This is a genomic window from Variovorax fucosicus, from assembly GCF_030316825.1.
GTDB lineage: Bacteria > Pseudomonadota > Gammaproteobacteria > Burkholderiales > Burkholderiaceae_C > Variovorax > Variovorax fucosicus.
The window spans coordinates 93,673-119,095 of record NZ_JASZYU010000003.1; the positions used below are offsets into that span (position 1 = coordinate 93,673).

The 25,423-nt window shown below is 66.2% G+C and carries 28 protein-coding genes; 10 read left to right on the forward strand and 18 right to left on the reverse strand.

Annotation, left to right across the window (positions count from 1 at the left end; genetic code table 11):
* Nucleotides 1-141 precede the first annotated feature (141 nt).
* From ftsH to QTI05_RS18045, 4 genes are all read left to right on the forward strand, one after another.
* Nucleotides 142-2,064, forward strand: a complete 1,923-nt coding sequence (gene ftsH / locus QTI05_RS18030) for an ATP-dependent zinc metalloprotease FtsH (protein WP_286543676.1) — start codon at nucleotides 142-144, stop codon at nucleotides 2,062-2,064.
* Between the two features lie 61 nt (nucleotides 2,065-2,125).
* Complete coding sequence (gene folP, locus QTI05_RS18035; protein ID WP_286543678.1) at nucleotides 2,126-2,995, forward strand: dihydropteroate synthase; 870 nt, start codon at nucleotides 2,126-2,128, stop codon at nucleotides 2,993-2,995.
* On the forward strand, nucleotides 2,992-4,326 hold the full coding sequence (gene glmM, locus QTI05_RS18040; RefSeq protein WP_286543680.1) for a phosphoglucosamine mutase: 1,335 nt from the start codon (nucleotides 2,992-2,994) through the stop codon (nucleotides 4,324-4,326). Before folP ends, glmM begins: the two co-directional genes overlap by 4 nt.
* Nucleotides 4,327-4,328: 2 nt before the next feature.
* Entirely contained in the window at nucleotides 4,329-4,811 is a 483-nt protein-coding gene (locus tag QTI05_RS18045; RefSeq protein ID WP_286543681.1) for a GNAT family N-acetyltransferase, read from the forward strand.
* A 73-nt stretch (nucleotides 4,812-4,884) separates the two neighbouring features.
* Here QTI05_RS18045 and QTI05_RS18050 read toward each other — a convergent pair whose 3' ends face one another.
* Genes QTI05_RS18050 through QTI05_RS18070 form a run of 5 tightly spaced genes read right to left on the reverse strand, consistent with a single transcriptional unit; the run spans nucleotide 4,885 to nucleotide 10,345 of the window.
* The gene (locus QTI05_RS18050; protein WP_286543682.1) at nucleotides 4,885-6,156 is read right to left on the reverse strand and encodes an acyl-CoA dehydrogenase family protein; all 1,272 of its coding nucleotides are present in this window, start codon (nucleotides 6,154-6,156) and stop codon (nucleotides 4,885-4,887) included.
* A 25-nt stretch (nucleotides 6,157-6,181) separates the two neighbouring features.
* Complete coding sequence (locus tag QTI05_RS18055) at nucleotides 6,182-7,267, reverse strand: phosphotransferase (RefSeq protein WP_286543683.1); 1,086 nt, start codon at nucleotides 7,265-7,267, stop codon at nucleotides 6,182-6,184.
* A 1-nt stretch (nucleotide 7,268) separates the two neighbouring features.
* The gene (locus QTI05_RS18060) at nucleotides 7,269-7,988 is read right to left on the reverse strand and encodes a Crp/Fnr family transcriptional regulator (RefSeq protein WP_286543684.1); all 720 of its coding nucleotides are present in this window, start codon (nucleotides 7,986-7,988) and stop codon (nucleotides 7,269-7,271) included.
* 57 nt (nucleotides 7,989-8,045) lie between these two features.
* Entirely contained in the window at nucleotides 8,046-8,825 is a 780-nt protein-coding gene (locus QTI05_RS18065) for an oxepin-CoA hydrolase, alternative type (protein WP_286543687.1), read from the reverse strand.
* Nucleotides 8,822-10,345, reverse strand: coding sequence for a 3-hydroxyacyl-CoA dehydrogenase (locus QTI05_RS18070; RefSeq protein ID WP_286543689.1), 1,524 nt, complete (start codon nucleotides 10,343-10,345; stop codon nucleotides 8,822-8,824). The genes QTI05_RS18065 and QTI05_RS18070 overlap by 4 nt, the downstream gene beginning before the upstream one ends.
* Nucleotides 10,346-10,493: 148 nt before the next feature.
* On the opposite strand from QTI05_RS18070, the gene QTI05_RS18075 reads away from it, so the two are divergent.
* Entirely contained in the window at nucleotides 10,494-12,611 is a 2,118-nt protein-coding gene (locus QTI05_RS18075) for a type IV pilus assembly protein FimV (RefSeq protein WP_286543691.1), read from the forward strand.
* A 5-nt stretch (nucleotides 12,612-12,616) separates the two neighbouring features.
* On the opposite strand, the gene QTI05_RS18080 is transcribed toward QTI05_RS18075, so the two are convergent.
* The 4 genes from QTI05_RS18080 to lexA form a co-directional block, all read right to left on the reverse strand.
* On the reverse strand, nucleotides 12,617-13,774 hold the full coding sequence (locus QTI05_RS18080; RefSeq protein ID WP_286543693.1) for an MFS transporter: 1,158 nt from the start codon (nucleotides 13,772-13,774) through the stop codon (nucleotides 12,617-12,619).
* Nucleotides 13,771-14,778 carry a D-2-hydroxyacid dehydrogenase family protein gene (locus tag QTI05_RS18085; RefSeq protein WP_286543695.1) on the reverse strand — a complete coding sequence of 336 codons (1,008 nt, stop codon included), beginning with the start codon at nucleotides 14,776-14,778 and terminating at the stop codon, nucleotides 13,771-13,773. Before QTI05_RS18085 ends, QTI05_RS18080 begins: the two co-directional genes overlap by 4 nt.
* A gap of 49 nt (nucleotides 14,779-14,827) precedes the next feature.
* Nucleotides 14,828-15,151: a hypothetical protein gene (locus QTI05_RS18090; protein ID WP_286543697.1), complete on the reverse strand. Its 324-nt coding sequence runs from the start codon at nucleotides 15,149-15,151 to the stop codon at nucleotides 14,828-14,830.
* A 111-nt stretch (nucleotides 15,152-15,262) separates the two neighbouring features.
* Nucleotides 15,263-15,949 carry a transcriptional repressor LexA gene (gene lexA / locus QTI05_RS18095; RefSeq protein WP_286543698.1) on the reverse strand — a complete coding sequence of 229 codons (687 nt, stop codon included), beginning with the start codon at nucleotides 15,947-15,949 and terminating at the stop codon, nucleotides 15,263-15,265.
* A 74-nt stretch (nucleotides 15,950-16,023) separates the two neighbouring features.
* Here lexA and QTI05_RS18100 point away from each other — a divergent pair, with 74 nt between their 5' ends.
* Genes QTI05_RS18100 through QTI05_RS18110 form a run of 3 tightly spaced genes read left to right on the forward strand, consistent with a single transcriptional unit; the run spans nucleotide 16,024 to nucleotide 17,935 of the window.
* On the forward strand, nucleotides 16,024-17,019 hold the full coding sequence (locus QTI05_RS18100) for an asparaginase (RefSeq protein ID WP_286620079.1): 996 nt from the start codon (nucleotides 16,024-16,026) through the stop codon (nucleotides 17,017-17,019).
* 8 nt (nucleotides 17,020-17,027) lie between these two features.
* The gene (locus tag QTI05_RS18105) at nucleotides 17,028-17,447 is read left to right on the forward strand and encodes a hypothetical protein (RefSeq protein WP_286620081.1); all 420 of its coding nucleotides are present in this window, start codon (nucleotides 17,028-17,030) and stop codon (nucleotides 17,445-17,447) included.
* 17 nt (nucleotides 17,448-17,464) lie between these two features.
* Nucleotides 17,465-17,935, forward strand: a complete 471-nt coding sequence (locus QTI05_RS18110) for a DUF6152 family protein (RefSeq protein WP_286543705.1) — start codon at nucleotides 17,465-17,467, stop codon at nucleotides 17,933-17,935.
* A gap of 13 nt (nucleotides 17,936-17,948) precedes the next feature.
* Here QTI05_RS18110 and adk read toward each other — a convergent pair whose 3' ends face one another.
* The 6 genes from adk to QTI05_RS18140 all read right to left on the reverse strand — a co-directional run bounded on the left by adk (nucleotide 17,949) and on the right by QTI05_RS18140 (nucleotide 21,704).
* Nucleotides 17,949-18,605, reverse strand: a complete 657-nt coding sequence (adk, locus tag QTI05_RS18115; protein WP_286543707.1) for an adenylate kinase — start codon at nucleotides 18,603-18,605, stop codon at nucleotides 17,949-17,951.
* A 102-nt stretch (nucleotides 18,606-18,707) separates the two neighbouring features.
* Complete coding sequence (gene kdsB, locus QTI05_RS18120) at nucleotides 18,708-19,493, reverse strand: 3-deoxy-manno-octulosonate cytidylyltransferase (RefSeq protein ID WP_286543710.1); 786 nt, start codon at nucleotides 19,491-19,493, stop codon at nucleotides 18,708-18,710.
* Complete coding sequence (locus tag QTI05_RS18125; RefSeq protein ID WP_286620083.1) at nucleotides 19,490-19,672, reverse strand: Trm112 family protein; 183 nt, start codon at nucleotides 19,670-19,672, stop codon at nucleotides 19,490-19,492. The genes kdsB and QTI05_RS18125 overlap by 4 nt, the downstream gene beginning before the upstream one ends.
* A complete protein-coding gene (lpxK, locus tag QTI05_RS18130) occupies nucleotides 19,653-20,633 on the reverse strand; it encodes a tetraacyldisaccharide 4'-kinase (RefSeq protein WP_286620084.1) in 981 nt (326 codons plus the stop codon). Before lpxK ends, QTI05_RS18125 begins: the two co-directional genes overlap by 20 nt.
* Nucleotide 20,634: 1 nt before the next feature.
* Nucleotides 20,635-21,060 carry an ExbD/TolR family protein gene (locus QTI05_RS18135; RefSeq protein ID WP_286543715.1) on the reverse strand — a complete coding sequence of 142 codons (426 nt, stop codon included), beginning with the start codon at nucleotides 21,058-21,060 and terminating at the stop codon, nucleotides 20,635-20,637.
* Nucleotides 21,061-21,071: 11 nt separating this feature from the next.
* The gene (locus QTI05_RS18140) at nucleotides 21,072-21,704 is read right to left on the reverse strand and encodes a MotA/TolQ/ExbB proton channel family protein (RefSeq protein ID WP_286543716.1); all 633 of its coding nucleotides are present in this window, start codon (nucleotides 21,702-21,704) and stop codon (nucleotides 21,072-21,074) included.
* 324 nt (nucleotides 21,705-22,028) lie between these two features.
* Here QTI05_RS18140 and xseA point away from each other — a divergent pair, with 324 nt between their 5' ends.
* Together xseA and QTI05_RS18150 are read left to right on the forward strand one after the other, a co-directional pair.
* Entirely contained in the window at nucleotides 22,029-23,309 is a 1,281-nt protein-coding gene (xseA, locus tag QTI05_RS18145) for an exodeoxyribonuclease VII large subunit (protein ID WP_286620087.1), read from the forward strand.
* Nucleotides 23,310-23,392: 83 nt separating this feature from the next.
* The gene (locus tag QTI05_RS18150) at nucleotides 23,393-23,974 is read left to right on the forward strand and encodes a superoxide dismutase (RefSeq protein ID WP_286543751.1); all 582 of its coding nucleotides are present in this window, start codon (nucleotides 23,393-23,395) and stop codon (nucleotides 23,972-23,974) included.
* Nucleotides 23,975-24,041: 67 nt separating this feature from the next.
* Here QTI05_RS18150 and QTI05_RS18155 read toward each other — a convergent pair whose 3' ends face one another.
* From QTI05_RS18155 to QTI05_RS18165, 3 genes are all read right to left on the reverse strand, one after another.
* Complete coding sequence (locus tag QTI05_RS18155; protein WP_286543753.1) at nucleotides 24,042-24,494, reverse strand: DUF192 domain-containing protein; 453 nt, start codon at nucleotides 24,492-24,494, stop codon at nucleotides 24,042-24,044.
* 82 nt (nucleotides 24,495-24,576) lie between these two features.
* Complete coding sequence (locus QTI05_RS18160; RefSeq protein WP_286543756.1) at nucleotides 24,577-24,771, reverse strand: hypothetical protein; 195 nt, start codon at nucleotides 24,769-24,771, stop codon at nucleotides 24,577-24,579.
* A gap of 159 nt (nucleotides 24,772-24,930) precedes the next feature.
* On the reverse strand, nucleotides 24,931-25,245 hold the full coding sequence (locus QTI05_RS18165; protein WP_286543757.1) for a cell envelope biogenesis protein TolA: 315 nt from the start codon (nucleotides 25,243-25,245) through the stop codon (nucleotides 24,931-24,933).
* Nucleotides 25,246-25,423: the final 178 nt, after the last annotated feature.

A 25,423-nucleotide genomic window follows, 5' to 3' on the forward strand; every position in this document is an offset into this window, starting at 1 on the left:
GCAAAACCGTGCAGGCCCTGTGGCTGATGGGTGCAAACAAGGCTATTTCGCAGCTTGAAAAGCCTAAAATGGGCGTCAATTGCCTGCCTGGTGCGCGGCTTTCATTGTTTTGTCACGCGCACCCTACGACTGGAGCCTCGTTTGAACAATCAGTGGTTTTCGAAAATTGCCGTCTGGCTCGTCATTGCGATGGTGTTGTTCACTGTGTTCAAGCAGTTCGACACCCGCGGCGCAGCAGGGGCCGGCTATGTCGGCTACTCGGATTTCCTCGAGGAAGTGCGCGGCAACCGGATCAAGAGTGCAACCATCCAGGAAGGCCAGGGCGGCAGCGAGATCGTGGCAGTCACCAATGACGACCGCAAGATCCGCACCACCGCCACCTACCTCGACCGTGGCCTCGTTGGCGACCTGATCAACAACAACGTCAAGTTCGACGTCAAGCCGCGCGAAGAGGGCTCGCTGCTCATGACGCTGCTGGTCAGCTGGGGGCCGATGCTGCTGCTGATCGGCGTCTGGGTCTATTTCATGCGACAGATGCAGGGCGGCGGCAAGGGCGGTGCCTTCAGCTTCGGCAAGAGCAAAGCCCGCATGATGGACGAGAACAACAACACGGTGACCTTCGCAGACGTCGCCGGTTGCGACGAGGCCAAGGAAGAGGTCAAGGAAGTTGTCGATTTCCTGAAGGATCCGCAGCGCTTCCAGAAACTCGGCGGGCGCATTCCCCGCGGCCTGCTGCTGGTCGGCCCGCCCGGTACCGGCAAGACGCTGCTGGCCAAATCGATCGCCGGCGAGGCCAAGGTGCCTTTCTTTTCGATCTCGGGTTCCGATTTCGTCGAAATGTTCGTCGGCGTGGGCGCGGCCCGCGTGCGCGACATGTTCGAGAACGCCAAGAAAAACGCGCCCTGCATCATCTTCATCGATGAAATCGACGCGGTCGGCCGCCAGCGCGGCGCTGGTCTCGGCGGCGGCAACGACGAACGCGAGCAAACGCTCAACCAGATGCTGGTCGAGATGGACGGCTTCGAAACCAACCTCGGCGTGATCGTGGTCGCTGCGACCAACCGCCCGGACATCCTCGACGCGGCGCTGCTGCGCCCGGGCCGCTTCGATCGCCAGGTCTACGTCACGCTGCCCGACATCCGTGGCCGCGAGCAGATCCTCAACGTGCACATGCGCAAGATCCCGGTGAGCCAGGACGTGAACCCGGGCGTCATCGCGCGCGGCACGCCCGGCATGTCGGGCGCCGATCTGGCCAACCTCTGCAACGAGGCCGCCCTGATGGCCGCGCGCCGCAATGCGCGCGTGGTCGAGATGCAGGACTTCGAAAAGGCCAAGGACAAGATCTTCATGGGCCCCGAGCGCAAGAGCATGGTCATGCCCGAAGAAGAGCGTCGCAACACGGCCTACCACGAGTCCGGCCACGCGCTGCTCGGCAAGCTGCTGCCGAAGTGCGACCCGGTGCACAAGGTCACTATCATTCCGCGCGGCCGCGCCCTCGGCGTGACCATGAGCCTGCCGGCGCAGGATCGCTACAGCTACGACCGCGACTACATGCTGAACCAGATCAGCATGCTGTTCGGTGGCCGCATCGCCGAAGAAGTGTTCATGCACCAGATGACCACCGGCGCGAGCAACGACTTCGAGCGCGCCACGCAGATCGCACGCGACATGGTCACGCGCTACGGCATGACCGAATCGCTCGGCCCGATGGTCTATGCCGAGAACGAGGGCGAGGTGTTCCTCGGCCGCTCGGTCACCAAGACCACCAGCATGAGCGAGCAGACCATGGAAAAGGTCGATGCCGAGGTGCGCCGCATCATCGACCAGCAATACGCACTGGCGCGCAGCCTGATCGAAGAGAACAGCGACAAGATGCACACGATGGCCAAGGCGCTGCTCGAGTGGGAAACCATCGACTCTGAGCAGCTCGACGACATCATGGCCGGCAAGGAACCGCGTCCGCCCAAGGACTGGACGCCGCGCGTGCCACCTTCGGGCAACAGCGGTGGCGGCACGGGCGGCACGCCCGCCGTCAAGCCGGATCCGGCGCCGACCGCCGCCTGAGCGTGACGCATCGGCAATCAACGGGGCCTCGGGCCCCGTTTTTTTGTGGAATCGCCGCCGCATGACGACGATCTGGCAAACCACGCGGTTCAGGATCGATCTCGCGCGACCGCGCGTGATGGGCATCGTCAACGTCACGCCCGATTCGTTCTCGGACGGTGGTGCGCACGAAAGCACGGCGGCAGCGCTGCGCCATTGCGAACGCCTGGTCGAAGAGGGCGCGGACATCCTCGACATCGGCGGCGAATCGACCCGGCCCGGCAGTCCGGCGGTGCCGCTGGAGATCGAGCTGGCGCGCGTGCTGCCGGTGGTGCGCGAGGCCGTCAGGCTCGGCGTGCCGGTCTCGGTCGATACCTACAAGCCCGAAGTCATGCGTGCCGTGCTCGAGCTCGATGCCGACATCGTCAACGATGTCTGGGCGCTGCGCCAACCCGGCGCAAGGGAGGCCGTGGCGGCGCATCCTGCTTGCGGCGTCTGCCTCATGCACATGCATCGCGATCCGCAGACCATGCAGGTGGCGCCGATGACGGGTGACGTGGTGCAGCAGGTGCGATCGTTTTTGGAGCAATCGGCGCAGGCATTGCGGGCGCTCGGGGTCGATTCGACCCGCATCGTGCTCGACCCCGGCATTGGCTTCGGCAAGACCGTGGCGCAGAATTTCGCGCTGCTGGCACGCCAGTCCGAGTTGCTCGCGCCAGGCTATCCGCTGCTGGCCGGCTGGTCGCGGAAGTCCTCACTCGGCGCGGTCAGCGGTATCGAACCCGCTTCGCAACGCTTGATGCCCAGCGTGGCCGCCGCGCTGCTCGCGGTAGAGCGGGGTGCCCGTATCGTGCGCGTGCATGATGTGGCCCAGACCGTGAGCGTGCTCCAGGTCTGGCAGGCCATGCACGCCGAAGAAGCACAACAACAAAGGAGCGAAATCCCATCATGACACGTCAGTATTTCGGCACCGACGGCATCCGAGGAACAGTCGGCCAGCCGCCGATCACACCCGACTTCGTGCTGCGCCTGGCCCATGCGGTCGGCCGTGTGCTCAAGAAGACCGAAGCGCGGCCACGCGTGCTGATTGGCAAGGACACGCGCATCTCGGGCTACATGCTGGAGAGCGCACTCGAGTCCGGCTTCAATTCGGCCGGTGTCGACGTGCTGCTGCTGGGGCCGTTGCCGACACCTGGCGTGGCCTACCTTACGCGCGCACAGCGCGCCAGCCTGGGCGTGGTCATCAGCGCCAGCCACAACGCCTTTCCGGACAACGGCATCAAGTTCTTCAGCGCGCAGGGCACCAAGCTCAGCGACGAGTGGGAGCTGGCGGTCGAGGCCGCGTTGGAGGAGGCGCCCGTGTGGGTCGAGTCCGCCCAGCTCGGCAAGGCGCGCCGCCTCGACGACGCGGCCGGCCGCTACACCGAGTTCTGCAAGAGCACCTTCGCCAACGACCTTACGCTGCGTGGCCTCAGGCTGGTGGTCGACGCGGCCCACGGCGCGGCCTACCAGGTTGCGCCGCAGGTGTTCCACGAGTTGGGAGCCGACGTGGTCAGCATCGGCTGTGCACCCGACGGGCTCAACATCAACAAGGGCGTCGGCGCGACGCATCCGCAAGCGTTGATCGAGATGGTCAAGGCGCAGGGCGCCGACTACGGCATCGCGCTCGACGGCGATGCCGACCGGCTGCAGCTGGTCGACGCCAGCGGGCGCCTGTTCAACGGCGACGAGCTGCTCTACCTCATGGTCGCCGAGCGCCTGGCCAAGGGCGACCGGATCGAAGGTGTGGTCGGCACGCTGATGACCAACAAGGCGGTGGAAGTCGCGCTGCGCGCCAAAGGCATCGAGTTCGTTCGGGCCAGGGTGGGCGATCGCTATGTGCTCGAAGAGCTGCACAAGCGCGGCTGGCTGCTCGGCGGCGAAGGGTCGGGCCACCTGCTGGCGCTCGACCGTCACACCACCGGCGACGGCATCGTGAGTGCACTGCAGGTGCTGCAAGCCTGCGTGCGTTCCGGCAAGACAGTGGCGCAGCTCCTGTCCGACGTGACGCTGTTCCCTCAGACGCTCATCAACATCCGGCTGCGCGAAGGCCAGGACTGGCGCAGCAACCGTGCGCTCGCCGAGGAAACGAAGCGCACCGAGGCCGAACTCGGTGACGGCGGCCGCGTCCTGATCCGCGCCAGCGGCACCGAGCCGCTGCTGCGCGTGATGGTCGAGGCGCGCGAAGCGGCACAGGCCGAGGCGTGCGCGCGCCGGCTCGTGGCGACGGTCGAGGCGGCCTGACCGTGTCGATCGAGATCAGGCTCGCGAACTACGCCAATCCCGACGACGCCGCTGCCCTCGTCGCGTTGCTCGACGTCTATGCGCAGGATCCGGCAGGCGGCGGAACGGCGATTGCGCCCGAACTGCTGGAGCGTCTGCCAGCCGAACTCGCCCGACGGCCGCAGGCCTACAGCGTGCTGGCGTTCGACGGCGATGCACCGGTCGGACTGGTCAACTGCATCGAGGGCTTCTCGACCTTCGCCTGCCGCCCGCTCGTGAACGTGCACGACGTCGTGGTGCTGGCCAGCCACCGCGGCCAGCGCCTCACGCAGCGCATGTTCGGGCGCGTCGAGCAGGAGGCGAGGGCGCGCGGCGCCTGCAAGCTCACGCTCGAGGTGTTGTCGGGCAATGCAAGTGCGCTGCGTGCCTACGAGCGTGAGGGCTTCGCCGCCTATCAGCTCGATCCGGCCTTTGGCTCGGCGCTCTTCCTGCAGAAGAAGCTATAGATAAAAAATGCCGCCGGCGCTTGTGGCGCGGGCGGCAGCGGCTGCCAGAAAAACAGCCGATGAGCAGTGTCGGTCAGAAGCGGGTGACGGGCGGCTCGCTTTCGCGCTTGTCGGCCGCGTACTTGCCCAGCTCCCACTTGGCGATCGCGTTGCGATGCACCTCGTCCGGGCCATCGGCAAACCGCAGGGTGCGCGCACCGGCGTAGGCGTAGGCGAGCGGGAAGTCGTCGCACATGCCGCCGCCACCATGCACCTGCATGGCCCAGTCGATCACCTGGCAGGCCATGCTCGGCGCGACCACCTTGATCATCGCGATCTCGTTCTTGGCGACCTTGTTGCCGGCCACGTCCATCAGCCAGGCGGCCTTGAGCGTGAGCAGGCGCGCCATGTCGATCTTGCAGCGCGCTTCGGCAATGCGTTCCTGCGTGACGGTCTGCGAGGCGACGGTCTTGCCGAAGGCCACGCGCGAGGAGGCGCGCTTGCACATCAGCTCGAGAGCGCGCTCGGCCAGGCCGATCAGGCGCATGCAGTGGTGGATCCGTCCCGGGCCGAGGCGGCCCTGGGCGATCTCGAAGCCACGGCCTTCGCCGAGCAGGATGTTGTCGACAGGAACGCGCACGTTCTCGAAATACATCTCGACGTGGCCGTGCGGCGCATCGTCATAGCCCATCACATTGAGCGGACGCACGATGCGGATGCCCTTGGCATCGGCAGGCACGATCACCATGCTCTGCTGCGAGTGCTTGGGGGCGTCGGGGTCGCTTTTGCCCATGGTGATGAAAACTGCGCAACGCGGGTCGGCCGCACCGGAGATCCACCACTTGTGGCCGTTGATCACGTACTCGTTGCCGTCGCGTTCGATGCGCGTCGCGATGTTGGTCGCATCGCTCGACGCCACGTCGGGTTCGGTCATCGCGAAGGCGGAACGGATCTGCCCTTCGAGCAGCGGCTTGAGCCAGCGCGCCTTGATGTCTTCGGAGCCGTAGCGCGCGATGGTTTCCATGTTGCCGGTGTCAGGCGCCGAGCAGTTGAACGCTTCGCTGGCCCATGGCACCGCGCCCATGATCTCGGCCAGCGGCGCGTATTCCTGGTTCGTGAGGCCGGCGCCCTCGTAGCCCGAGGCTGAGGCGCTGTCGACCGGCAGGAACAGGTTCCAGAGGCCTTGGGCTTTGGCCTTTTCCTTGACCTTCTCGACGGTCTTGAGCGCACTCCAGCGTTTGCCTGCTGCCGTGTTGGCGGCCAACTCGGCGGTGTACTCGGTTTCCGCCGGGTAGATGTGCTCTTGCATGAAAGCACCCACGCGCTTTTGCAGATCCTTCGTCTTGGCGGAATATTCAAAATCCATCTGGTGTCTCCTCGGGGTAAATGGGTCAGGTGCGCTGCGCGAAGGCCCAGGCCATTTCGGCCATGGGCCGCGCGCCACGACCGGAGGCCACGGCTTGCTCGCTCGATGCGGTACCGGCCTCGACCCGTTTGGCGATGCCCTGCAGGATCGCGGCCATGCGGAACAGGTTGTAGGCCTGGTAGAAGTTCCAGTCGGGCACCAGCGCCTCGGGCGTGGTGAGCCCGGTGCGTTCGCAGTACTTGCGGATGTATTCGCTCTCGGTCGGGATGCCGAGGCTCTTGTGGTCGAGCCCGCCGATGCCGCGGAACGTGCCCGGCGGGATGTGCCACGACATGCAGTGGTAGCTGAAGTCGGCCAGCGGATGGCCCAGCGTCGAGAGCTCCCAGTCGAGCACGGCTATCGCGCGCGGCTCGGTGGCGTGGAACATCAGGTTGTCGAGGCGGTAGTCGCCATGCACGATCGACACCATTTTTTCGTCGCGCGCGCTCGCCGGCATGTGGGCCGGCAGCCATTCCATCAGCTTGTCCATCTCGGGGATGGGCTGGGTGATCGAGGCCACGTACTGCTTGCTCCAGCGGCCGATCTGGCGCTCGAAGTAGTTGCCGGGTTTGCCGTAGTCGGCCAGGCCCCGCTCGGCGAACTTGACCGTGTGCAGCGCTGCAATGACGCGGTTCATCTCGTCGTAGATGGCACTGCGTTCGGCGTTGCTCATGCCGGGGAGCGACTGATCCCACAGCACGCGGCCGGCCATGAACTCCATCACATAGAAGGCCCGGCCGATGATGCTTTCGTCGGTGCACAGGCAATGCATTTGCGGCACCGGCACATCGGTGCCGGCGAGGCCGCTCATCACCTTGAACTCGCGCTCGATCGCATGGGCCGACGGCAGCAGCTTGGCAACCGGGCCGGGCTTGGCGCGCATCACATAGCTGCGGGCCGGCGTGACGAGCTTGTAGGTCGGGTTCGACTGCCCGCCCTTGAACATCTCGACCGTCAGCGGGCCGCTGAAGCCATCGAGGTGCTGTTCGAGCCAGGCCGTCAGCGCGCCGATGTCGAAGGCATGCTGCGGCGAAACGGCACGCGTGCCGACGAAGTTCTGGAAATCCGTCATGTCAGATGTCTGCTTCCGAAATGCGCATGAGCGCAGCGCGGTCCAGCACCACCAGCCCGGCCGGCTCGATGCGGATCGCGTTCTCGCGCTCCATCGCCTTGAGCTCCTGGTTCACGCGCTGGCGCGAGGCGCCGAGCAGTTGCGCCAGTTCTTCCTGCGCCAGATGCAGGCCGATGCGCATCTGGCTGCCGTCGGCAAGGTTCGGCACGCCATAGCTGCGCACCAGGTGAATCAGTTGCTTGGCCAGGCGTGCGCGCAAGGGCAGGGTGTTGAGGTCTTCCACCAACCCGAACAGCGTGCGGATGCGCCGAGCCTGCAGGCGCATGAGGGCCTCGTACAGTTCCACGTGCGCAGCCAGGATCTTCTGGAAGTCGGCGCGCGCCACGTTGAGCGTGGTGGTGTCGCCATGCGCATAGGCATCGTGCGTGCGACGCTCGCCGTCGAACATCGCCACGTCGCCGAACCAGATCCCCGGCTCCACGTAGGTCAGCGTGACCTGCTTGCCCGACACAGCCGTCGAACTCACGCGCACCGCACCCTTGGCGCAGGCGATCCACTGCTCGGGCGGGTCGCCGCGCGCGCACAGCAGGTCGCCGTCCTTGTAGCGTTTGACATAAGCACATCGGAGGATGTCGTGGCGAAGTGATGGGGAAAGGGAAGAAAACCAGCGACCGGCATTGATCGCTTCTCGTTCTTCGATGGTAAGAATGGGGTCGTCCATTGGTCTGTCCTGTCGGAGACTGAAAGGGGTGGGGGATGTCGCTGGCGCGACCCGGCGCTACTCGTAGCGCGGTGGTGTCTTGGCGAGGAAGGCCGCGATGCCGATGCCGGCATTCGCATGGTGCAGGTTGCGCACGAAGTGGTCGCGCTCCTGCGTGAGATGGGCCGCCAACGTGGCGCCACGCGCGTCGTTGAGCAGCTCCTTGATGCTCGCCAGCGAATTGGGCGCACGGCCTGCAAGTGTGGCGGCCATTGTGAGCGCGCCCTGCAGCGCCTGGCCTGGCTCGGTCAGTTGATTGACCAGACCGAGCGCATGCAGGCGCGGCGCCGCGATGCGTTCGCCACCCATCAGCCATTCGCTGGCGAGTTGGCGCGGCAACGCCTGCGCGAGTTGCCAGCTCAGGCCGCCGTCGGGCGACAGCGCGATGTTGCTGTATGACGCGGCGAACACCGCATCGCGTGCCGCGATCACGAAATCGCAGGCCAGCGCGAGGGAAAAGCCCGCTCCTGCCGCAGCACCTTCGACCGCGGCGATCACCGGCTTCGGAAAGGCGCGGATCGAATCGATCCAGTTGTGCAGCCCGTCGATGCTTTCGGCCTGTGCCGCGGGCTCGCGCTCGCGGTTCGCGGCCAGGCGCTGCAGCGATCCGCCCGCGCTGAACCAGGCGCCATCGCCCACGATCACCACGTTGCGCACGTCGTTGCTGTTCTCGGCGCCGTTCAGCGCTTCGATGCCGGCTGCGTACATCTCGGGGCCGAGCGCGTTGCGCTGCGACGGGTTGGCCAGTGTCAGCACCATGGTCTGGCCTTCGGTGCGGCTCTTGAGTTCTGCGGTCATGCTTCTTCTTCGTGCATCAGGCTGAGGCCCAGCGCGCCACGGCGGCGCAACCAGGGGCTGGGGCGATAGCGCGGATCCCCGTAGACGGTCTGCAGGTTGAATAGCACTTCGAGCATGTTGGTCGGGCCGTACAGGTTGCCCATCGCAAGCGGGCCCTGCGGGTAGCCGAGGCCGCGCGTCACCGCGGTTTCGAGGTCGGCCGGCGAACACACGCCTTGCTGGCACATGTCGGCCGCGATGTTCACGATGGTGGCCACCACGCGCTGTGTGACGAAGCCGCCGCTGTCGCGAATGACGCTGACGGCCTTGCCGTCACGCGCGAACAGCGCATGCGCTGCGTCGCGCATGTCGACCCGTGTGGCCGGGTTGGTGGCCAGCACGCGGCGTTTGGTGGCGGCATCGTCGATCAGCATGTCGATGCCGACGGTGCGCGTGGCGTCCAGGCGCTCGACGGCGGCCACCGTGGTCACGTCGAAGCCCAGTGGTGCGACCAGGATCAACGCGGCCGTCGACGGCGTGGCGCCGGTTTCGATCTGGCCGCCGAGGTCGTGTACCAGCTTGATCAATTCGGCACGCCGGGCGGCGCGGGGCGAGATCCAGAAGATCGGCAGTTTTTCCACCAGGGGCGCAGGCGCTTCGGGAGCCTGCTGCATTGCCCCGTCGGGATAGCGATAGAAGCCTTCGCCGGTCTTGCGGCCGAGCGCGCCGGCCGCCAGGCGCTGGGCCGTGATCACGCTGGGTCGGAAGCGCGGCTCTTCGTAGTACTGGTGGTAGATCGACTCCATCACCGGGTGCGAAACGTCGAGCCCGGTCAAGTCCAGCAGCTCGAACGGGCCGAGCCTGAAGCCGGCCTGGTCCTTGAGGATCCGGTCGACCGTGGCGAAATCGGCCACGCCTTCACCGACGATGCGCAGCGCCTCGGTGCCATAACCGCGGCCCGCATGGTTCACGATGAAGCCGGGCGTGTCCCGTGCCTGCACCGCCTTGTGGCCCATCTGCCCGGCGTAGTCGGCCAGGCGGGTGCAGACCTCCGGTTCCGTCTTGAAGCCGGCCACGACTTCGACCACCTTCATCAGCGGTACCGGGTTGAAGAAGTGGAAGCCCGCACAGCGCCCCGGATGCTGCAGCGCGCGGGCAATGGCCGTTACAGACAGCGACGAGGTGTTGGTGGCCAGCACGGCAGTGGGCGCCACGATCGTCTCGAGTTCGCGAAACAACTGGCGTTTCACCTCAAGGTCTTCGATGATGGCTTCAATGACCAGATCGCAAGCGGCCAGTTCCTGCATCGTGGTGACCGCACGGATCCGCGAAACCAGCCCGTCGCGCTCGGCCGCGTCGAGCCGGCCCTTGGCGTGCAATTTGTCCCATTGTTCGGCAAGGGCCGCCAGCCCCCGTTCTGCGGCGCCTGGCATGCTGTCGACCAGCAATACTTCGCTGCCGGCCTGCGCTGCCATCTGGGCGATACCGCGGCCCATGGCGCCGGCACCGACGACGGCGATTTTGGAAAAGTTCACGTTCATTGGTTAAATGTCTCCAGATGGAAGAATGTGCTGTACCTGCATGTCAGAATCTGTTTACTTTAGATTGCAATTTTTTCATCCCATTTTGAAACTTCGACGCATTGCGGCGACCCTGGCCCTGTTGGGGTTCGCACTACCATCGCTCGCCTTGACGATCGGCCGCCCTCAAGGGGTGACCTGGATCGGCAAGCCGCTCGATCTGGTGATCCCGCTGGCACTCGAAGATACGGAAAAAGGGGACAGCCTGTGCCTCGAAGCCGAAGTGGTTCAGGGCGACGCGCGCCTCGATGATCGACGCGTGACTGTATCGCTGGAACCGGGTTCTTCGGCCGGCGGCTCGCGTCTACGTGTCCGGTCGACGGTGGCAATCGAGGAACCGGTGGTCAATGTGACGGTGCGCGCCGGTTGCGACGCACGCTCGATCCGCACCTATGTCCTGTTGGCTGATGTGCCACCTGAGGCGGTCAGTCTGCCCCGCGCAGCGTCGTCGGCTTCCAGGGCGGACAGCGGCGCGCCCGCTTTTGCACCGCAAGAACGCGGCACGCGTTCGTCGCGAGGCAGCGCCGGCGCCGGTTCTGCCGCCATTGGTTCGGGCGGCACGGCACGACGCAGCGCACTGCCGCGTCCGCGCAATGCTGAATCCGGCGAGCGGACCTCAGGCACGCCGCCTCCCGCGCCGCGCCGCGCCGCGGTCGCGCAAGCGCCGGCCCGCGTTGCGCCCGCCGTGCGCGTGCCCGCGCCGGCCGCACCCGTCGCACGGGTGACGGCACCTGAACCCCAACGCGAAGCGGTTGCCACCGGCCCTCGGCTGCAGGTCGATGCGCTCGAACCGTTGTCGTTGCGGGAAGTGGGTCTGCAAACTTCGTCTTCGCTGGCATTGCCCGGCAGTGAAGACTTGGCAAAGCGCGCGCAAGCCGCAGCGCAGTGGCGTGCACTCTCGGCACCGCCGGAAGACGCGCAACGCGAGGCACAGCGCATTCAGTCGCTCGAAGCCACGCTTGCCGCACTGCGCGAGCAGACCGCCCAGAACCAGCGCACGCTGCTCGAAATGCGCAGCGAATTGGCCGAGGCGCGCGACAGTCGCTACAACAATCCGCTGGTGTATGCCCTCGGGCTGTTGCTGTTGCTCGCACTGGTCGCGATTGGATTGTTGTGGCGCCTGTCACGCCGCGCCGTGGCACCGGCCTGGTGGGGTGATGGGCCTGATGCGCGGGAAGGCGGGCCACGCCCGGGGCCGACGCCCGACAGCCAGTTCGACGACCTGGTGGATCACCCGGCCACGCAGCCCGACGCGCTGCCACCAGGGGAGCTGGATCCGCGCCATGCGGCGCTGCTGGCCTCCACCAATGCCGACACGCGTTACGACCAAGACGTGCCAGAGCCCGCTGCCACGCGCGCGCCGGAGCCTGCAGCCGTGCGACCGGTCAATACCGAGGAGCTGTTCGATGTGCAGCAGCAATCGGACTTCTTCCTGTCGCTTGGCCAGCACGACCAGGCCATCGCGGTTCTGGTCGAACACATTGCCGCCAATCCCGACACCAGTGCGCTGGCATACCTCGACCTGTTCAAGATCTATCACGCGCTGGGCCGTCGTGACGAGTACGCCCGTCTGAGCGGCGGCTTCGAGCGTGCTTTCAACGCCGAGGTGCCTGCGTTCGACGATTTCTCGCTCGGCGGGCGCGGGCTGGAGCACTACCGAGGCGCGCTCGCCCGCATCGAATCGCAATGGCCGGCCTCGGGCACGCTGGCGCTGATCGAGGAACTGGTGTTCCGCAAACCAGGCGTGCACGAGGACGAAGCCTTCGACCTTGCCGCTTATCAGGAACTGTTGCTGTTGTATGCGGTGGCCAAGGAAGTGATCGACCCCGACAGCGCGCCGCCGGCGCCGGTGACGCCACTGTCGTTCGTCGACACCTTCTCTCACGACGAGCCGGCCACAGCGCCCGCCACCTTGCTCGACGGCAACGCGCCCGACCAGCGGATGCCGCCGCCTTCGATCTACGGCGGCATCGACGACGGCCTGCAGGCCGATACGGTGCTGATCCCCGAGTCGCCGGTGCAGGCTGCCGAGGCCCGGCCGATGCCCGCCAGGCCGCAGATCGATATGGATCTGGCCGAGTTCGACAAGACTGCCTTCGAAACGATCGCCGCGCCGATCGAACGGGGGGCGCCGCCGCCAGCCGGCGATTCGCACACCATCGATTTCGACCTGTTCGATCCGGCCACCGAGGCCGAGATCGCACCGCGCGTCATCAAGAAGCGCTGAGGCGGTCAGGCCGGACGCGGCAGGCGCTCGACTGCGGCGCTCAACGCCATGGCCAGCAGCAGGGCCGCGAGGCCCGCCCAGCTCATCCAGCCTGCCGCGCCGTTGGCGAGCAGCCAGCCACCGGCCCCGGCGCCCATGGCCTGCCCGATATAGATCCCTGAACTGTTGAGCGCCACCGAGCCGGAGGCCATTGCGGGCGCCAGGCCCACCAGCCGCGCCTGCTGGGCCGAGTTGGCGGCAAAGCAGCCGAGTCCCCAGGGCGCCAGCACCAGCGCCAGCACGGCGAAGCTGCGGCCCAGCGGCCACAGCAACAGGCTCAGCGCGATCAGCGAGGTGGTCAACAACACCATCCGGCCTGCACCGATGCGGTCGATGTACCGGCTGACCAGCATGTTGCCGATCAGGCCGCAGACGCCGAACCAGGCCCACAGCAGACTCAGCATCGTCGCGTCGGCACCGAGCTGTTGTTTGACCAGCGGTGCGAAATAGCTGAACAGCACAAACTGGCCGGCGCCCTGCAGTGCAGTGACTGCCACGACGCCCATCAGCACCGGGCTCTTCAGAACCCTGGCCCACGCGGCGCGCGTCAACGCCGCGGGCCGGATGCCAACCGGCAGCGTGGCCCAGACCCAGATCGCGCTGAGCACGGACCCCACGGCAATCGCCATGAACGCAGTACGCCAGCCGAAGTGCCCGCCAATCAGCGCACCGAGCGGTAGCCCCAGCACAGAGGCCATTGACCAGCCGAGAAAAACGAAGGTCACGGCGCGGCCGCGCTGCTCGAGCGGCACCAGCAAGCCGGCACAGGCAGCGGCCTGCGGCGTGAAGATGGCGGGTGCGATCATCGTGAGCATCCGCACCACGAGCAGACCCGTGTAGCTGGGCATCAGCGCCGCGAGCGCGTGACCGACCGCATACCAAGCCATCGACAGCGCCAGCAGCACACGTCGATCCCAGTTAGCCACCAGTGCCGCGAGCAGCGGGGCGCCGAGGCAGACGACCACCGCGCCCGCCGTGATCAGCTGGCCCGCCGCTGCGGCGCTGACGCCGAAGGAAGCGCTGATCTCGTTGAGTGTGCCGGCCACGACCATGACGCCGGTGCCGATCACGAAATTGCCCACCAGCAGCGCCCACAGCGCGGCGGGCAGCGGCGGCCGGCTCACCGCCGGACCTGCAGCGCGCCCGGATTGACGATGTTGGTCGGGTTGCCCTTGATGAAGCTCACCACGTTGTCGAACGCCTGCCCGAAATAGAGCTCGTAGCTCTCTTGTTCCACATAGCCGATGTGCGGCGTGCAGATACAGTTTTCGAGACGCAGCAGTGCATGGCCCTGCAGCGGCGGTTCGCTTTCGAAAACGTCGATGGCAGCCAGCCCGGGTCGGCCGCGATTGAGCGCCGCGAGCAGCGCATCGGGCTCGACCAGTTCGGCGCGCGAGGTGTTCACGAACAAAGCAGTCGGCTTCATGCGCGAGAGGTCTTCCAGGCTGACCAGGCCGCGTGTTTCGTCCGTCAGGCGCAGGTGGACGGACAGCACATCGGCCGTCTCGAACAGGGCCTCGCGACTGGCAGCGATCTGGAACCCATCGGAACGGGCCTTGCTGCAACTGGCCTCGCGGCCCCAGATCACGACCTGCATGCCGAAGGCCTGGCCATAGCGCGCGACCAGTTGGCCGATGCGGCCGTAGCCCCAGATGCCCAGCGTCTTGCCCTTGAGCACTGAGCCAAGGCCGAAATTCGCCGGCATCGACGCCGACTTGAGGCCCGACTGCTGCCAGGCACCGTGCTTGAGGTTGCTGATGTACTGGGGCAGGCGCCGCATCGCCGCCATGATCAAGGCCCAGGTCAGCTCGGCCGGCGCCAGCGGGGAGCCGCTGCCCTCGGCCACCGCGATGCCGAGTTCGCTGCAGGCGTTGATGTCGACATGGCCACCGACGCGGCCGGTCTGGGAAATGAGTCTGAGCTTGGGCAGCTTCTCGACCAGTTGCCGCGAGATCTGCGTGCGCTCGCGGATCAGCACGATCACGTCGGCATCCTTGAGCCGAACAGACAACTGCCCGATGCCCTTGACGGTGTTGGTGTAGACCTTGGCCGCGTAGGCGTCGAGTTTGGCGGCACAGCGCAGCTTGCGCACGGCATCCTGGTAGTCGTCGAGGATCACGATGTTCATGGCACGTTATTGTGCCTTGCGCTCCTCGTCGCCGTGAGGCGGCCGCTGGTCAGTGCATCAGATGGCGTGAGTCGTCGGCGGCCTCGAGCGCGACGAGGCGGTCGAGTTCGGCACAGACATCGGCCATGCGGCCCGAGATCACGACGCGGCCGGAAGCGCGGCCGGCGCGCTGGCCATCGAGCACGCGCACCACGCGCAGCGGCCGTGCGGCGGGTGCCACGTTGGCTGCAGCGGGCCGCACGGTGCAAGCGGGGCGCACGGCCACATAGCGCAGGCCCGCATTGCGGTGGGCCCGGCGCGCCGGCATCCAGCGGCTTGCAAGCGATTGCAGCGGCATGAACAGGTCGGCCAAGGTCAGAAGAGCGATTCCCATGTGAACTCCAGAAAGTCAGAGGTTGAACACAGGCAGGATTGCGTCTTGTCCGGCTGCAACAGGGTGATGGCCTTGCGCCATACGCCCGCCACCTGTTGCTGCCGGTGATGGCTACATCAGCATCGTGTTGCGGATCAGGCCGACGGCGAGGCCTTCGATTTCGAAGGGCTCGCCGGGCTGCACGATGATGGTTGGATAGTCGGGGTTTTCGGCATGCAGCTCGATCACATGCTTGTTGCGCTTGAGGCGCTTGACGGTGACCTCGTCGCCCAACCGGGCCACGACGATCTGGCCATTGCGCGCTTCCTTGGTGGCCTGCACTGCGAGCAGGTCGCCGTCCATGATGCCGGCGTCGCGCATCGACATGCCGCGCACCTTGAGCAGGTAGTCGGGCTGGCGCTGGAACAGCGTGTTCTCGACGTAGTAGGTTTGATCGACGTGCTCCTGCGCGAGGATTGGCGAGCCGGCTGCGACGCGGCCGATCAGTGGCAGTGCGAGCTGGGCCATGCCGGGTAGCCCGAGCGAATACTGGCTGGAGCGGGTTTCGTTGATGGCGCGCAGTGCATCGCTCTTCAGGCGGATGCCGCGCGAGGTGCCGCTGACCAGTTCGATCACGCCCTTGCGTGCCAGCGCCTGCAGGTGTTCTTCGGCCGCGTTGGCCGACTTGAAGCCCAGTTCGGCTGCGATTTCGGCGCGGGTGGGCGGGGCGCCGGTTCGTGCAATGGCGCTCTGGATGAGATCCAGAATCTGTTGCTGACGGGCGGTAAGCTTGACGGCGAAAGTCGACAGGTTGAGCATGCGTTGACTCCTTGCGATACTGGCTGCATATCCAGTAACTGTATTTTTAACCAGTTTTTGAAAGTTGGCAAGCGATGGTCACGCAATCTGCAACAGCAACGCCGCGCCGCATCCTGGTGCTCGGCACTGGTGGCACCATCGCCGGGCGAGCCGCGCAGCCCGGGGACAACATCGGCTACACCGCGGGCGAAGTGGGCGTGGCCGAGCTGCTCGGCGCCATCGAAGCGCCCGACGGCGTGACGCTGGAGGCCGAGCAGGTTGCGCAGGTCGACAGCAAGGACATGGAGTTCGCCCTCTGGCAGCAGCTCGCGCGGCGTTGCGCGCACTGGCTGGCACAGCCCGACGTGGCAGGCATCGTGATCACCCATGGCACCGACACGCTCGAAGAAACGGCCTTTTTTCTCCAATCGGTGCTGGCGCCCGGGAAGCCCGTGGTGCTGACCTGCGCCATGCGGCCCGCAACCGCGCTGTCGCCCGACGGTCCGCAGAACGTGCGCGATGCGATCGTGGTCGCAGCCACTGAAGGCGCGAGCGGTGTGGTGGCGGTCTGCGCGGGCGTGATTCACAGCGCGCTCGATGTGCAGAAGGTGCACACCTACCGGGTCGACGCCTTCGCGTCCGGCGATGCCGGCCCGCACGGTTATGTCGAGGAGGGCGTCGTTCGTTCACTGCGAAATTGGCCTGCGGCGTCAGAAGGAAGCGCGCAGACAGCTATTGATTTGATAGCAAGCGTCGGCGCCGCGCCGCGCGTGGAGATCCTGACAAGCCACGCCGGTGCGCGCGGCGCCATCGTCGACGCACTGGTGCGTGAACGGGAGGCCGGCGTTGCCGATGCCGTGCGGGGCCTGGTGCTGGCTGCCACCGGCAACGGCACGCTGCATCGCGAACTGGAGGCTTCGGCATTGCGCGCGCAGGCCACCGGCATCGCGGTGCTGCGCGCCACGCGTTGCACCAGCGGGCAGATCCTGCCGAAGGCGGGTGATGCGCTGCCTGATGCAGGCGGGTTGAGCCCGGTCAAGGCGCGCATCGCGCTGATGCTCGAGCTGATCGGCGCTGACGCGTCCGGCTGAAGGACGTAATGTTCGCCGCGCTGCAGACCCATCCCTGGGCCTATCCGGTACTGGAGGCGGTGCACATCCTCGGTATCGGACTGTTGTTCGGCAATCTCGTGCTGTTCGAGTTGCGCGTGTTCGGTCGCGGCGCGGCGCTGCCGGTCGAGGCGTTGGCCCGGTTGTCGCTCGGCGTCGCGCTGGCCGGGTTCACACTCGCCGCGGCGAGCGGCCTCCTGATGTTCTCGACGCAGCCGGCCGAGTTGCTCGCCAACCGCAGCTTCGTGCTCAAGATGCTGCTGCTCGTGGCGGCAGGCTGCAATGCGGCATGGTTCCACGGGCGTGGCTCGCTGGCCCGGCTGGACGGGCTTGCCCGCGCCCAGATGTTGCTGTCCACTGTGATCTGGGTTGCGGTCGTGTTCTGCGGCCGTTGGATTGCGTACTACTGAACGCGAAGGAGCCCGTCATGCAACGCCGCCATTTTTTCGCCTTGGCAGCCACATCGCTCGTTGCGCCCGGCGTCCGGGCGCACCACGGCTGGAGCAGTTTCGACGCCGAACGGCCGATCTATCTCGAGGGCAAGGTGCTCAGTTCGCGCTGGCAGAACCCGCATGCCGAACTCGTGATCGAGTTGCCGGCCGACCTCAAGGTGCCAGCCGACCTGGCACAACGTGCGCTGCCCGCGCAGAGCGCTGCGGTCGATGGCAAGGCGCTGCTGGCCAGGGCCGTGGTGCCGACGCGCAAGGATCGTCGATGGGAACTGGAGCTCGCGCCGCTCACGCGCATGTCGGCGTGGAGCGTGGAAGAGATCAAGCCCGGCACCACGCTGTCGGCCATCGGCTTCACCTTCAAGGACGAGAAGGGCGAGGCCGTGATGCGCGTCGAATACCTGTTCGTCGGCGGCAAGACCTACGGACTGCGTTCAAGTCCGGCCTGACGGCCGACGAGGGTCAGTCGTTCAGCGCCGCGAGCGCGCGCTGGGTGATTTCGTCGACGCTGCCGACACCTGCGATGGCACGGTACTTCGGTGCTGCAGCCGGGTCGGCTTTGGCCCAACTGGCGTAATACTCGACCAGCGGACGCGTTTGCTGGCCGTACACCTCGAGCCGCTTGCGCACGGTGTCTTCCTTGTCGTCATCGCGCTGGATCAGCGGTTCGCCCGTGATGTCGTCGATGCCTTCGACTTTCGGCGGGTTGAACTTGACGTGGTAGGTGCGCCCGGATGCCGGGTGCGAGCGGCGACCGCTCATGCGCTCGATGATGTCGGAGAACGGCACGTCGATCTCAAGCACGTAGTCGATCTTGACGCCCGCCGCCTTCATCGCATCGGCTTGCGGAATGGTGCGCGGAAATCCGTCGAACAGAAACCCGTTGGCGCAGTCGGGCAGCGCAATGCGCTCCTTCACCAGATTGATGATCAGATCGTCGCTCACCAGCGCGCCCGATTCCATGATGGCCTTGGCTTGCAGGCCGAGCGGCGTGCCGGCCTTGACGGCGGCGCGCAGCATGTCACCCGTCGAGATCTGCGGGATGCCGTACTTCTTGCACAGGAAAGTGGCTTGCGTGCCTTTGCCTGCCCCGGGGGCGCCCAACAAAATCAGTCTCATGGTGTCCTCGGAAGGTTCTTGGATTTCTTGACGCGCCATGCATGCCGCGAGGGCCGGACAGCGCGAAGCTGCTTCGAGGATAGCATGGGCTTTTGCCCGCGCTCACTCGGAAAGCGGGTCTTCCGAAAGCATTCCGGCGATGCGCGCGCGCACGCGCACCAGGTCGTCCGGCGTGTCGACGCCCGGGCCCGGTGCATGCGCACTCACATGCACCGCGATGCGGTGGCCGTGCCACATGGCGCGCAACTGTTCGAGTGCCTCGATCGCTTCGACCGGCGCTGCCGGCAACCGGGGGAACTGCCGCACGAAGCCGGCCCGGTAGCCATAGATGCCGATGTGGCGCAATGGCGCGGGAGAGGGCAGCGCGCCCATGCCTTGCGCTGCGAAGCCGTCGCGCCACCAGGGGATCGGCGCGCGGCTGAAGTAGAGCGCGTAGCCGCGTGCGTCGAGTACGGCTTTCACCACGTTCGGATTGAGAAAATCTTCGGTCGAGTCGATGGCGTGCACCGCGGTGCTCATCGAGGCTTCGGGCTCGTTCGCAAGCGTCGTCGCGACGGCGTCGATCAGCGACGGGTCGATCAGCGGCTCGTCGCCCTGCACATTGACCACGATCGCATCGTCCGCCAGGCCGAGCAGCGTGCAGGCTTCGGCCAGACGGTCGCTGCCGCTCAGGTGGTCGGTGCGGGTCAGGAGCGCCTCGATGCCATGGGCCTTGCAGGCGTCGACGATGCGCGCGTGATCGCCCGCGACCACGACGCGCACCGCGCCCGACAACTGGGCGCGTTGCGCCACGCGCACCACCATCGGCACACCGCACAGATCGGCAAGCGGCTTGTCCGGCAGGCGCGTCGACGCCAGCCTCGCCGGTATCAAGACAGTGAAGCTCAAAGCCCCAGCTCTTCGTCAGACAGCGTGCGCGCCTCGTTCTCGAGCAGCACCGGGATGCCGTCGCGCACCGGATAGGCGAGACGCGCGGAGCGGGAGGAGAGCTCCTGCTTCTCCGGGTTCCAGGTCAGCGGCCCCTTGGTCACGGGGCAGACCAGCAATTCAAGCAGCTTGGTGTCCATCGACCGATGATAGCTTTGCGTCCAGCGCTGCGAAGAACGCCGGCTCGGGCGTGAACACCAGCGGCACCGCCAGCGCATCGGGTGCAATGCGCCACAGCTTGACTGCATCCTTTTCGGTGCAAACAAGGCTGTAGCGCCCGTCGGGCGGGCGTTTCCAGCTATCGAAATCATAGTGATCGGGCAGTGCGATACAGCGTTCCGGCGTGACCCCCCGAGCGCGCAGCATGTCGAAAAAAGCTTCGGGTCGGGCAATCGCGGCCAGCGCGATCACCGGCTGGTCTGCCAGTTCCGCCAGCGGCACGCGGCGGCCATCGCTGCGCAATGCGTGGTCGGCCAGCGTGCGTTGTGCGCGATAGCCGCCGAACGCGGGGTTGGCGCCGGTGTGCAGCACCAGGTCGCAGCGACGCGGCCAGCGCTCGCGCAGCGGGCCGGCCGGCAACAGCCAGCCGTTGCCGATGCCGCGGTCGTCGAACACGCACAGTTCGATGTCGCGCGCGAGCGCCAGGTGCTGGAGCCCATCGTCGCTCACGATGACGTGGGTTTGCGGATGGCGCGCGAGGAGGGCGCGCGTGGCTTCGACGCGGCGCGCCGCCACGAACACGGGCGCACCGGTCGCGCGGGCAATCAGGGCCGGCTCGTCGCCGACATCGCGAGTGTCGGCGGCGGGGAGCACTTCGCGGCAGTCGCGGGTGCGGCGACCGTAGCCGCGCGAAATCACGCCAACCTGCAAGCCGCGTGCGCGCAGGTGCTGAACCAGCGCCATCACCACCGGCGTCTTGCCGGCGCCGCCCGCGATCACGTTGCCGACCACGAGCACCGGCACGCCGACTCGCTCGGTCTTGAAGACACCGGCCCGGTAGAGCCCGCGCCGCAGCAGCGTCAGTGCGCCATAGAGCAGCGAGATCGGCCACAGCAGCCGCGCCAGCGGCCCGCGTCCCAGCCAGGCCCGCTGCAACGACAAGTCAGCGCCCGGCCTGCGCAGCCGACTGCGTGGCGAAGGTGATCTGCATCAAGCCCGCGCGGCGGGCGCCCTCCATCACGGTGATGACGGACTGGTGCGGCGAGTTCGCGTCGGCACTGATCACCACCACCGTGTCCTTGCCGCCGCTGGCCGCGGCGGCCAGTGCGGCGGCCACGGTCTCGACGCTGCGGTCGGGCAGGAGGGTCTTGTTGATCGAGTAGCGGCCATCAGCGGAAACGGCTGCGATCACTTCCTTCGGGTAGTCGCGCTGCGCATCCGTATCGGCCACCGGCAGGCGCAACTGCATCTCGGTGAACTTGCTGTAGGTGGTCGACAGCATCAGGAAGATCAGCACCACCAGCAGCACGTCTATGAACGGGATCAGGTTGATCTCCGGCTCGTCGCGCGCGCCGTGGCGGAAGTGCATGCGGCCTCTTGTCATCTGCGCAACGCGTTGAGATGGCGGGCGAAGCGTTCGCCGGCGAGTTCGAGATTCAGCAGGTACTCGTCGACGCGGGTGCGGAAGTAGCGCCAGAAGATCAGCGTCGGGATCGCGACGATCAGTCCGAAGGCCGTGTTGTAGAGCGCGATCGAGATGCCGTGCGCCAGCTGCGCCGGGTTGCCGGAGCCTGCAGCGCCGCTGGCGGGCGATTGCGAGCCGAAGATCTCGATCATGCCGATCACCGTGCCCAGCAGTCCCAGCAACGGGGCGGCCGATGCGATGGTCGCCAATGCCGGGAGCCAGCGCTCAAGCTGGTGTGCCACGGTGCGGCCGGCCGCTTCCATTGCGGCACGCAAGTCATCCTCGGTGCAGCGCGGGTTGGCGTTGAGCGCCCGAAAACCGGAGGCCAGCACCTGGCCGAGCGCGGAGTTCTGCTCGAGCTTGGTCACCACATCGGGCCCCGGGATCGCGGCATGGGAAACGGTGATGGCCTCGTCGAGCAGTTTCGGCGGCAGCACGCGCACGGTCTTGAGGCTGACGAAACGCTCGATCACCAGCGCAAGCGCCAGCACCGAACAGGCGAGCAGCGGCCAGATCGGCCAACCCGCAGCAACTATGATCGATAACAAATGATTCTCCGGCCGTGTGGACTGTGCAAATGCGGCGCGATTATCTCCGAGCAATACCCGTCATGCCGCACGTCTTGCGCTGTCGGACACGGCCCACAGTTTCTGTGGATAACTTTGTGATTAACCGCGTTGGCAAGTTGCCAGAAGCCGCATGGGCTGGGCGTCCGGTTGGATCGATCGAATTTTGAGCAGCAGTTTTCCCTATCAAATCAACAACTTGCACGACAGCCTGCGCGTGCAGGGGTGGTTCGACGTTAAGCCCCGCCTTGGTGCATTTGGCTGTGGACGAATCGGCGTCGGAGCATCCGCTCCCATGAGTGCGGTATGAGCGAATTTCTGGCACCAGCGGCTTCAGGGCCGCGCGTCTGGCCAGTCGGCGCGCTGTGCCGCGCGGTGGGCGATGCGCTTGATGCACGCTTCAATCCGGTCACGGTGCGCGGCGAGATTTCGGGCTTCTCGCGCGCTGCCAGCGGGCATTGCTATTTCTCGTTGAAAGACGAAGCCGGCCAGCTCCGCTGCGCCATGTTCCGCCGCGCCGCGAGCCTGCTGGATTTCAGCCCGCGCGATGGCGACCAGGTCGAGGTGCGCGGTCGCCTTGCGGTGTACGAGCCGCGAGGCGACCTGCAACTGGTGGTCGAAAGCCTGCGGCGCGCGGGGCAGGGCGCGTTGTTCGAGCAGTTCCTGCAGCGCAAGGCCCGGCTCGAGGCGGAGGGCCTGTTCGATCCGTCGCGCAAGCGTGCGCTGCCGTCGATGCCGCGACGCATCGGCTTGGTGACATCGCTCGGTGCAGCCGCACTGCACGATGTCGTCACCGCGCTGCGCCGGCGCGCGCCCCATGTGGAGGTGGTGCTCGCGCCGGCAGCCGTGCAGGGCGCGCAGGCGCCGGCCGAGCTGGTTGCGGCGCTGCGCGCGCTGTATGTGCTGCAGCCGGTGCCCGATGCGATCCTGCTGGTGCGTGGCGGCGGCTCGATCGAAGACCTCTGGGCCTTCAACGACGAAACCCTGGCGCGCACGATCGCGCAGAGTCCGGTGCCGGTGGTCAGCGGCGTCGGCCACGAAACCGACTTCACGATCGCGGACTTCTGCGCCGATTTGCGCGCACCGACACCGACCGCGGCGGCGGAACTGGTGGCAGCGCCGCAGGCGCTCTGGCTCGAAGCGCTCGGTCTGATCGGCGAGCGCCTGAACGATGCGCTCGGCGCGCGGCTCGATGTGCTCGGCCAACGGCTCGACCTCGCGGCCGGCCGGCTCGGGCGGCCTTCCGGAATGGTCGCGCGCCAACGGCTCGGACTGGCGCATCAGGCGCAGCGTCTGCACTACGCGGTGCTATCGAAAACCGAGCGTCTCTCGCAGGCCCGGCTGGTTCTGCAGACCGATTTGCCATTGAAACTGGGGCGTTCTCTGGCGCAGCGGAGCGAGCGGCTCGAACGCGTTGCCATGCGCCTGCAACTGCTTGACCCCGCCCTGGTGCTGCAGCGCGGCTATGCGTGGCTGGCCGACCCGGCCGGGCGCGCCATCACCAGCGCGCGCCAGCTTGCGCCGGGCGATGCGGTGCGCGCGCGGCTGGCTGATGGCGCGGTCGACATGACGGTCGATCGGGGCTGAGGCGGAAGCGCCCGCGTCCGACGTGCGGCATTCGAATCCTTTCTAGAATGCTCCGTCCCACAACCAACCCGCGAGTCAAAAACATGGAACACGTTCTTCCTCCCCTGCCGTATGCATTGGATGCGCTGGCGCCCGAGTATTCGAAGGAAACCCTTGAATACCACTATGGCAAGCACCATAACGCCTACGTCGTGAACCTGAACAACCTCCAGAAAGGCACCGAGTTCGAAGCCATGACGCTCGAGGAAATCGTCAAGAAATCCAGCGGTGGCATCTACAACAATTCGGCGCAGATCTGGAATCACACCTTTTTCTGGAACTGCATGAAGCCGCAAGGCGGCGGCGCTCCGACCGGTGCACTGGCCAAGGCGATCGATGCCAAGTGGGGCAGCTATGACGCCTTCAAGGAAGCCTTCACCAAGTCAGCCGTGGGCAATTTCGGTTCGGGCTGGACGTGGCTGGTGAAGAAGGCCGACGGCTCGGTCGACATCGTCAATACCGGCGCTGCGGGTACGCCGCTGACGACTGCCGACACCGCGCTGCTGACCGTCGATGTCTGGGAGCACGCCTATTACATCGACTACCGCAACCTGCGCCCGAAGTACGTCGAGACCTTCCTGGCCAAGCTGGTCAACTGGGACTTCGCTGCGAAGAATTTCGGCTGATACGTCGTACTTGCCACGAAAAAGCCGACCCGCGGGTCGGCTTTTTCGTGGCGCCTTCGCTCGCTCTTCAGCGACGCGCTGCGAAAGGCGTGCCGGTGAGCTTGAGGCCCTTCTTGATGTTCTTCTTGGCGAACCAGCCCTGGTTCATTTCGAGCACGTAGCGCACCGGTTCTTCGGAGCAATGCGAATTGGTGGTCTGCGGCTGCATGTCGACCAGATTCACGATGCGGCCGTCGTCGGCCACGAACGCAGCCGTGAGCGGCAGTATCGTGTTCTTCATCCAGAAGCACTGCGTGGCCGGCTCCTCGAACACGAACAGCATGCCCTCCTGCTGGGGCATTTCCTTGCGGTACATCAGTCCGATCTCGCGTTCGCGCGGCGCGAGCGCGACCTGCGCATCGATCTTGTACATGCCCGCGCCGAGCGGCACGCGCTGCAGATCCATCTGCGCATCTTGCGACCAGGCGGGCGACAGGCCCATCAGACAGAAGGAAAGCAGGGCGACCAGACGCTTGAACATGAGCAACTCTTGGGGAAAGAAGGCGGCCGTGAGGCCAATGAAAAATGCCCGCAGAAGCGGGCATTCCTGCAAGCCGCGAAGCTTACATCTTGTGGCGCAGCGGCGCCTTGTGATGAACGGGGCGATGAACCACGCGCTTGATGTGCTTGGGGTGATGCTTCACCACATGCTTGACCGAATGGACCGAGTGCGTCGGCACGACGACCGCTGCAGGAGCCTGGGCGAACGCGCCAGCGGCGAAGAAACCGGAAACCAGGACTGCGAAAAGCTTTTTCATGAAGATTCCTCTTTGGTTATAAATCTGAAACCCCCCAATGAACTGGAAAGGCCAGCATTCAACGGCAGTGCTTCCCGGTGGTTGACAGTGCTTCGAGGAACTCGGAAAAAAGAAAAGCGCCCCGGAGGGCGCTTCGACCAAGCGGCGTGAGCCGAAGGTTTACTGCGGCGTGCCGCCTTGCGTGCTGCGGCGCTTCAGGCTGCCATCCTTGTTGCGGCGGCGGGCATCGCGCGTTTCAGCACGCTTCTCGCCGGACGCAGCAGCCTTGTCGGTGCCGATGGCGCCGCCTTCGGGCGTCTTGGCGATGTCGCCAGCGGGCGCCTTGACTTGGCCAGCAGGCTTGGCCGCAACCTTGGCTTCGGCCTTGGCAGCCGGCTTGCCCTGACCCGTGGGGTCCACCTCGCCCGGCTTGGTCTGTGCGTAGGCACCAGCTGCGAACAGGCCGGCGATCATGACTGCGAGAACTTTGCTCATTACGGATTCCTCTGTGGAGAATGGATTGAAAACGCCTCCCGGCCAGCAGAAGGTCTGCCAACAACGAAGGCCCGGCGTCTGCGGTTGACAGATCCTTCGCCTTCTCCGGTTGCGTCTAAAATTCTAAGGCTATTCAGCCGGCAAGATACACATTGTCTCCTTGCCACCACTTCCCACT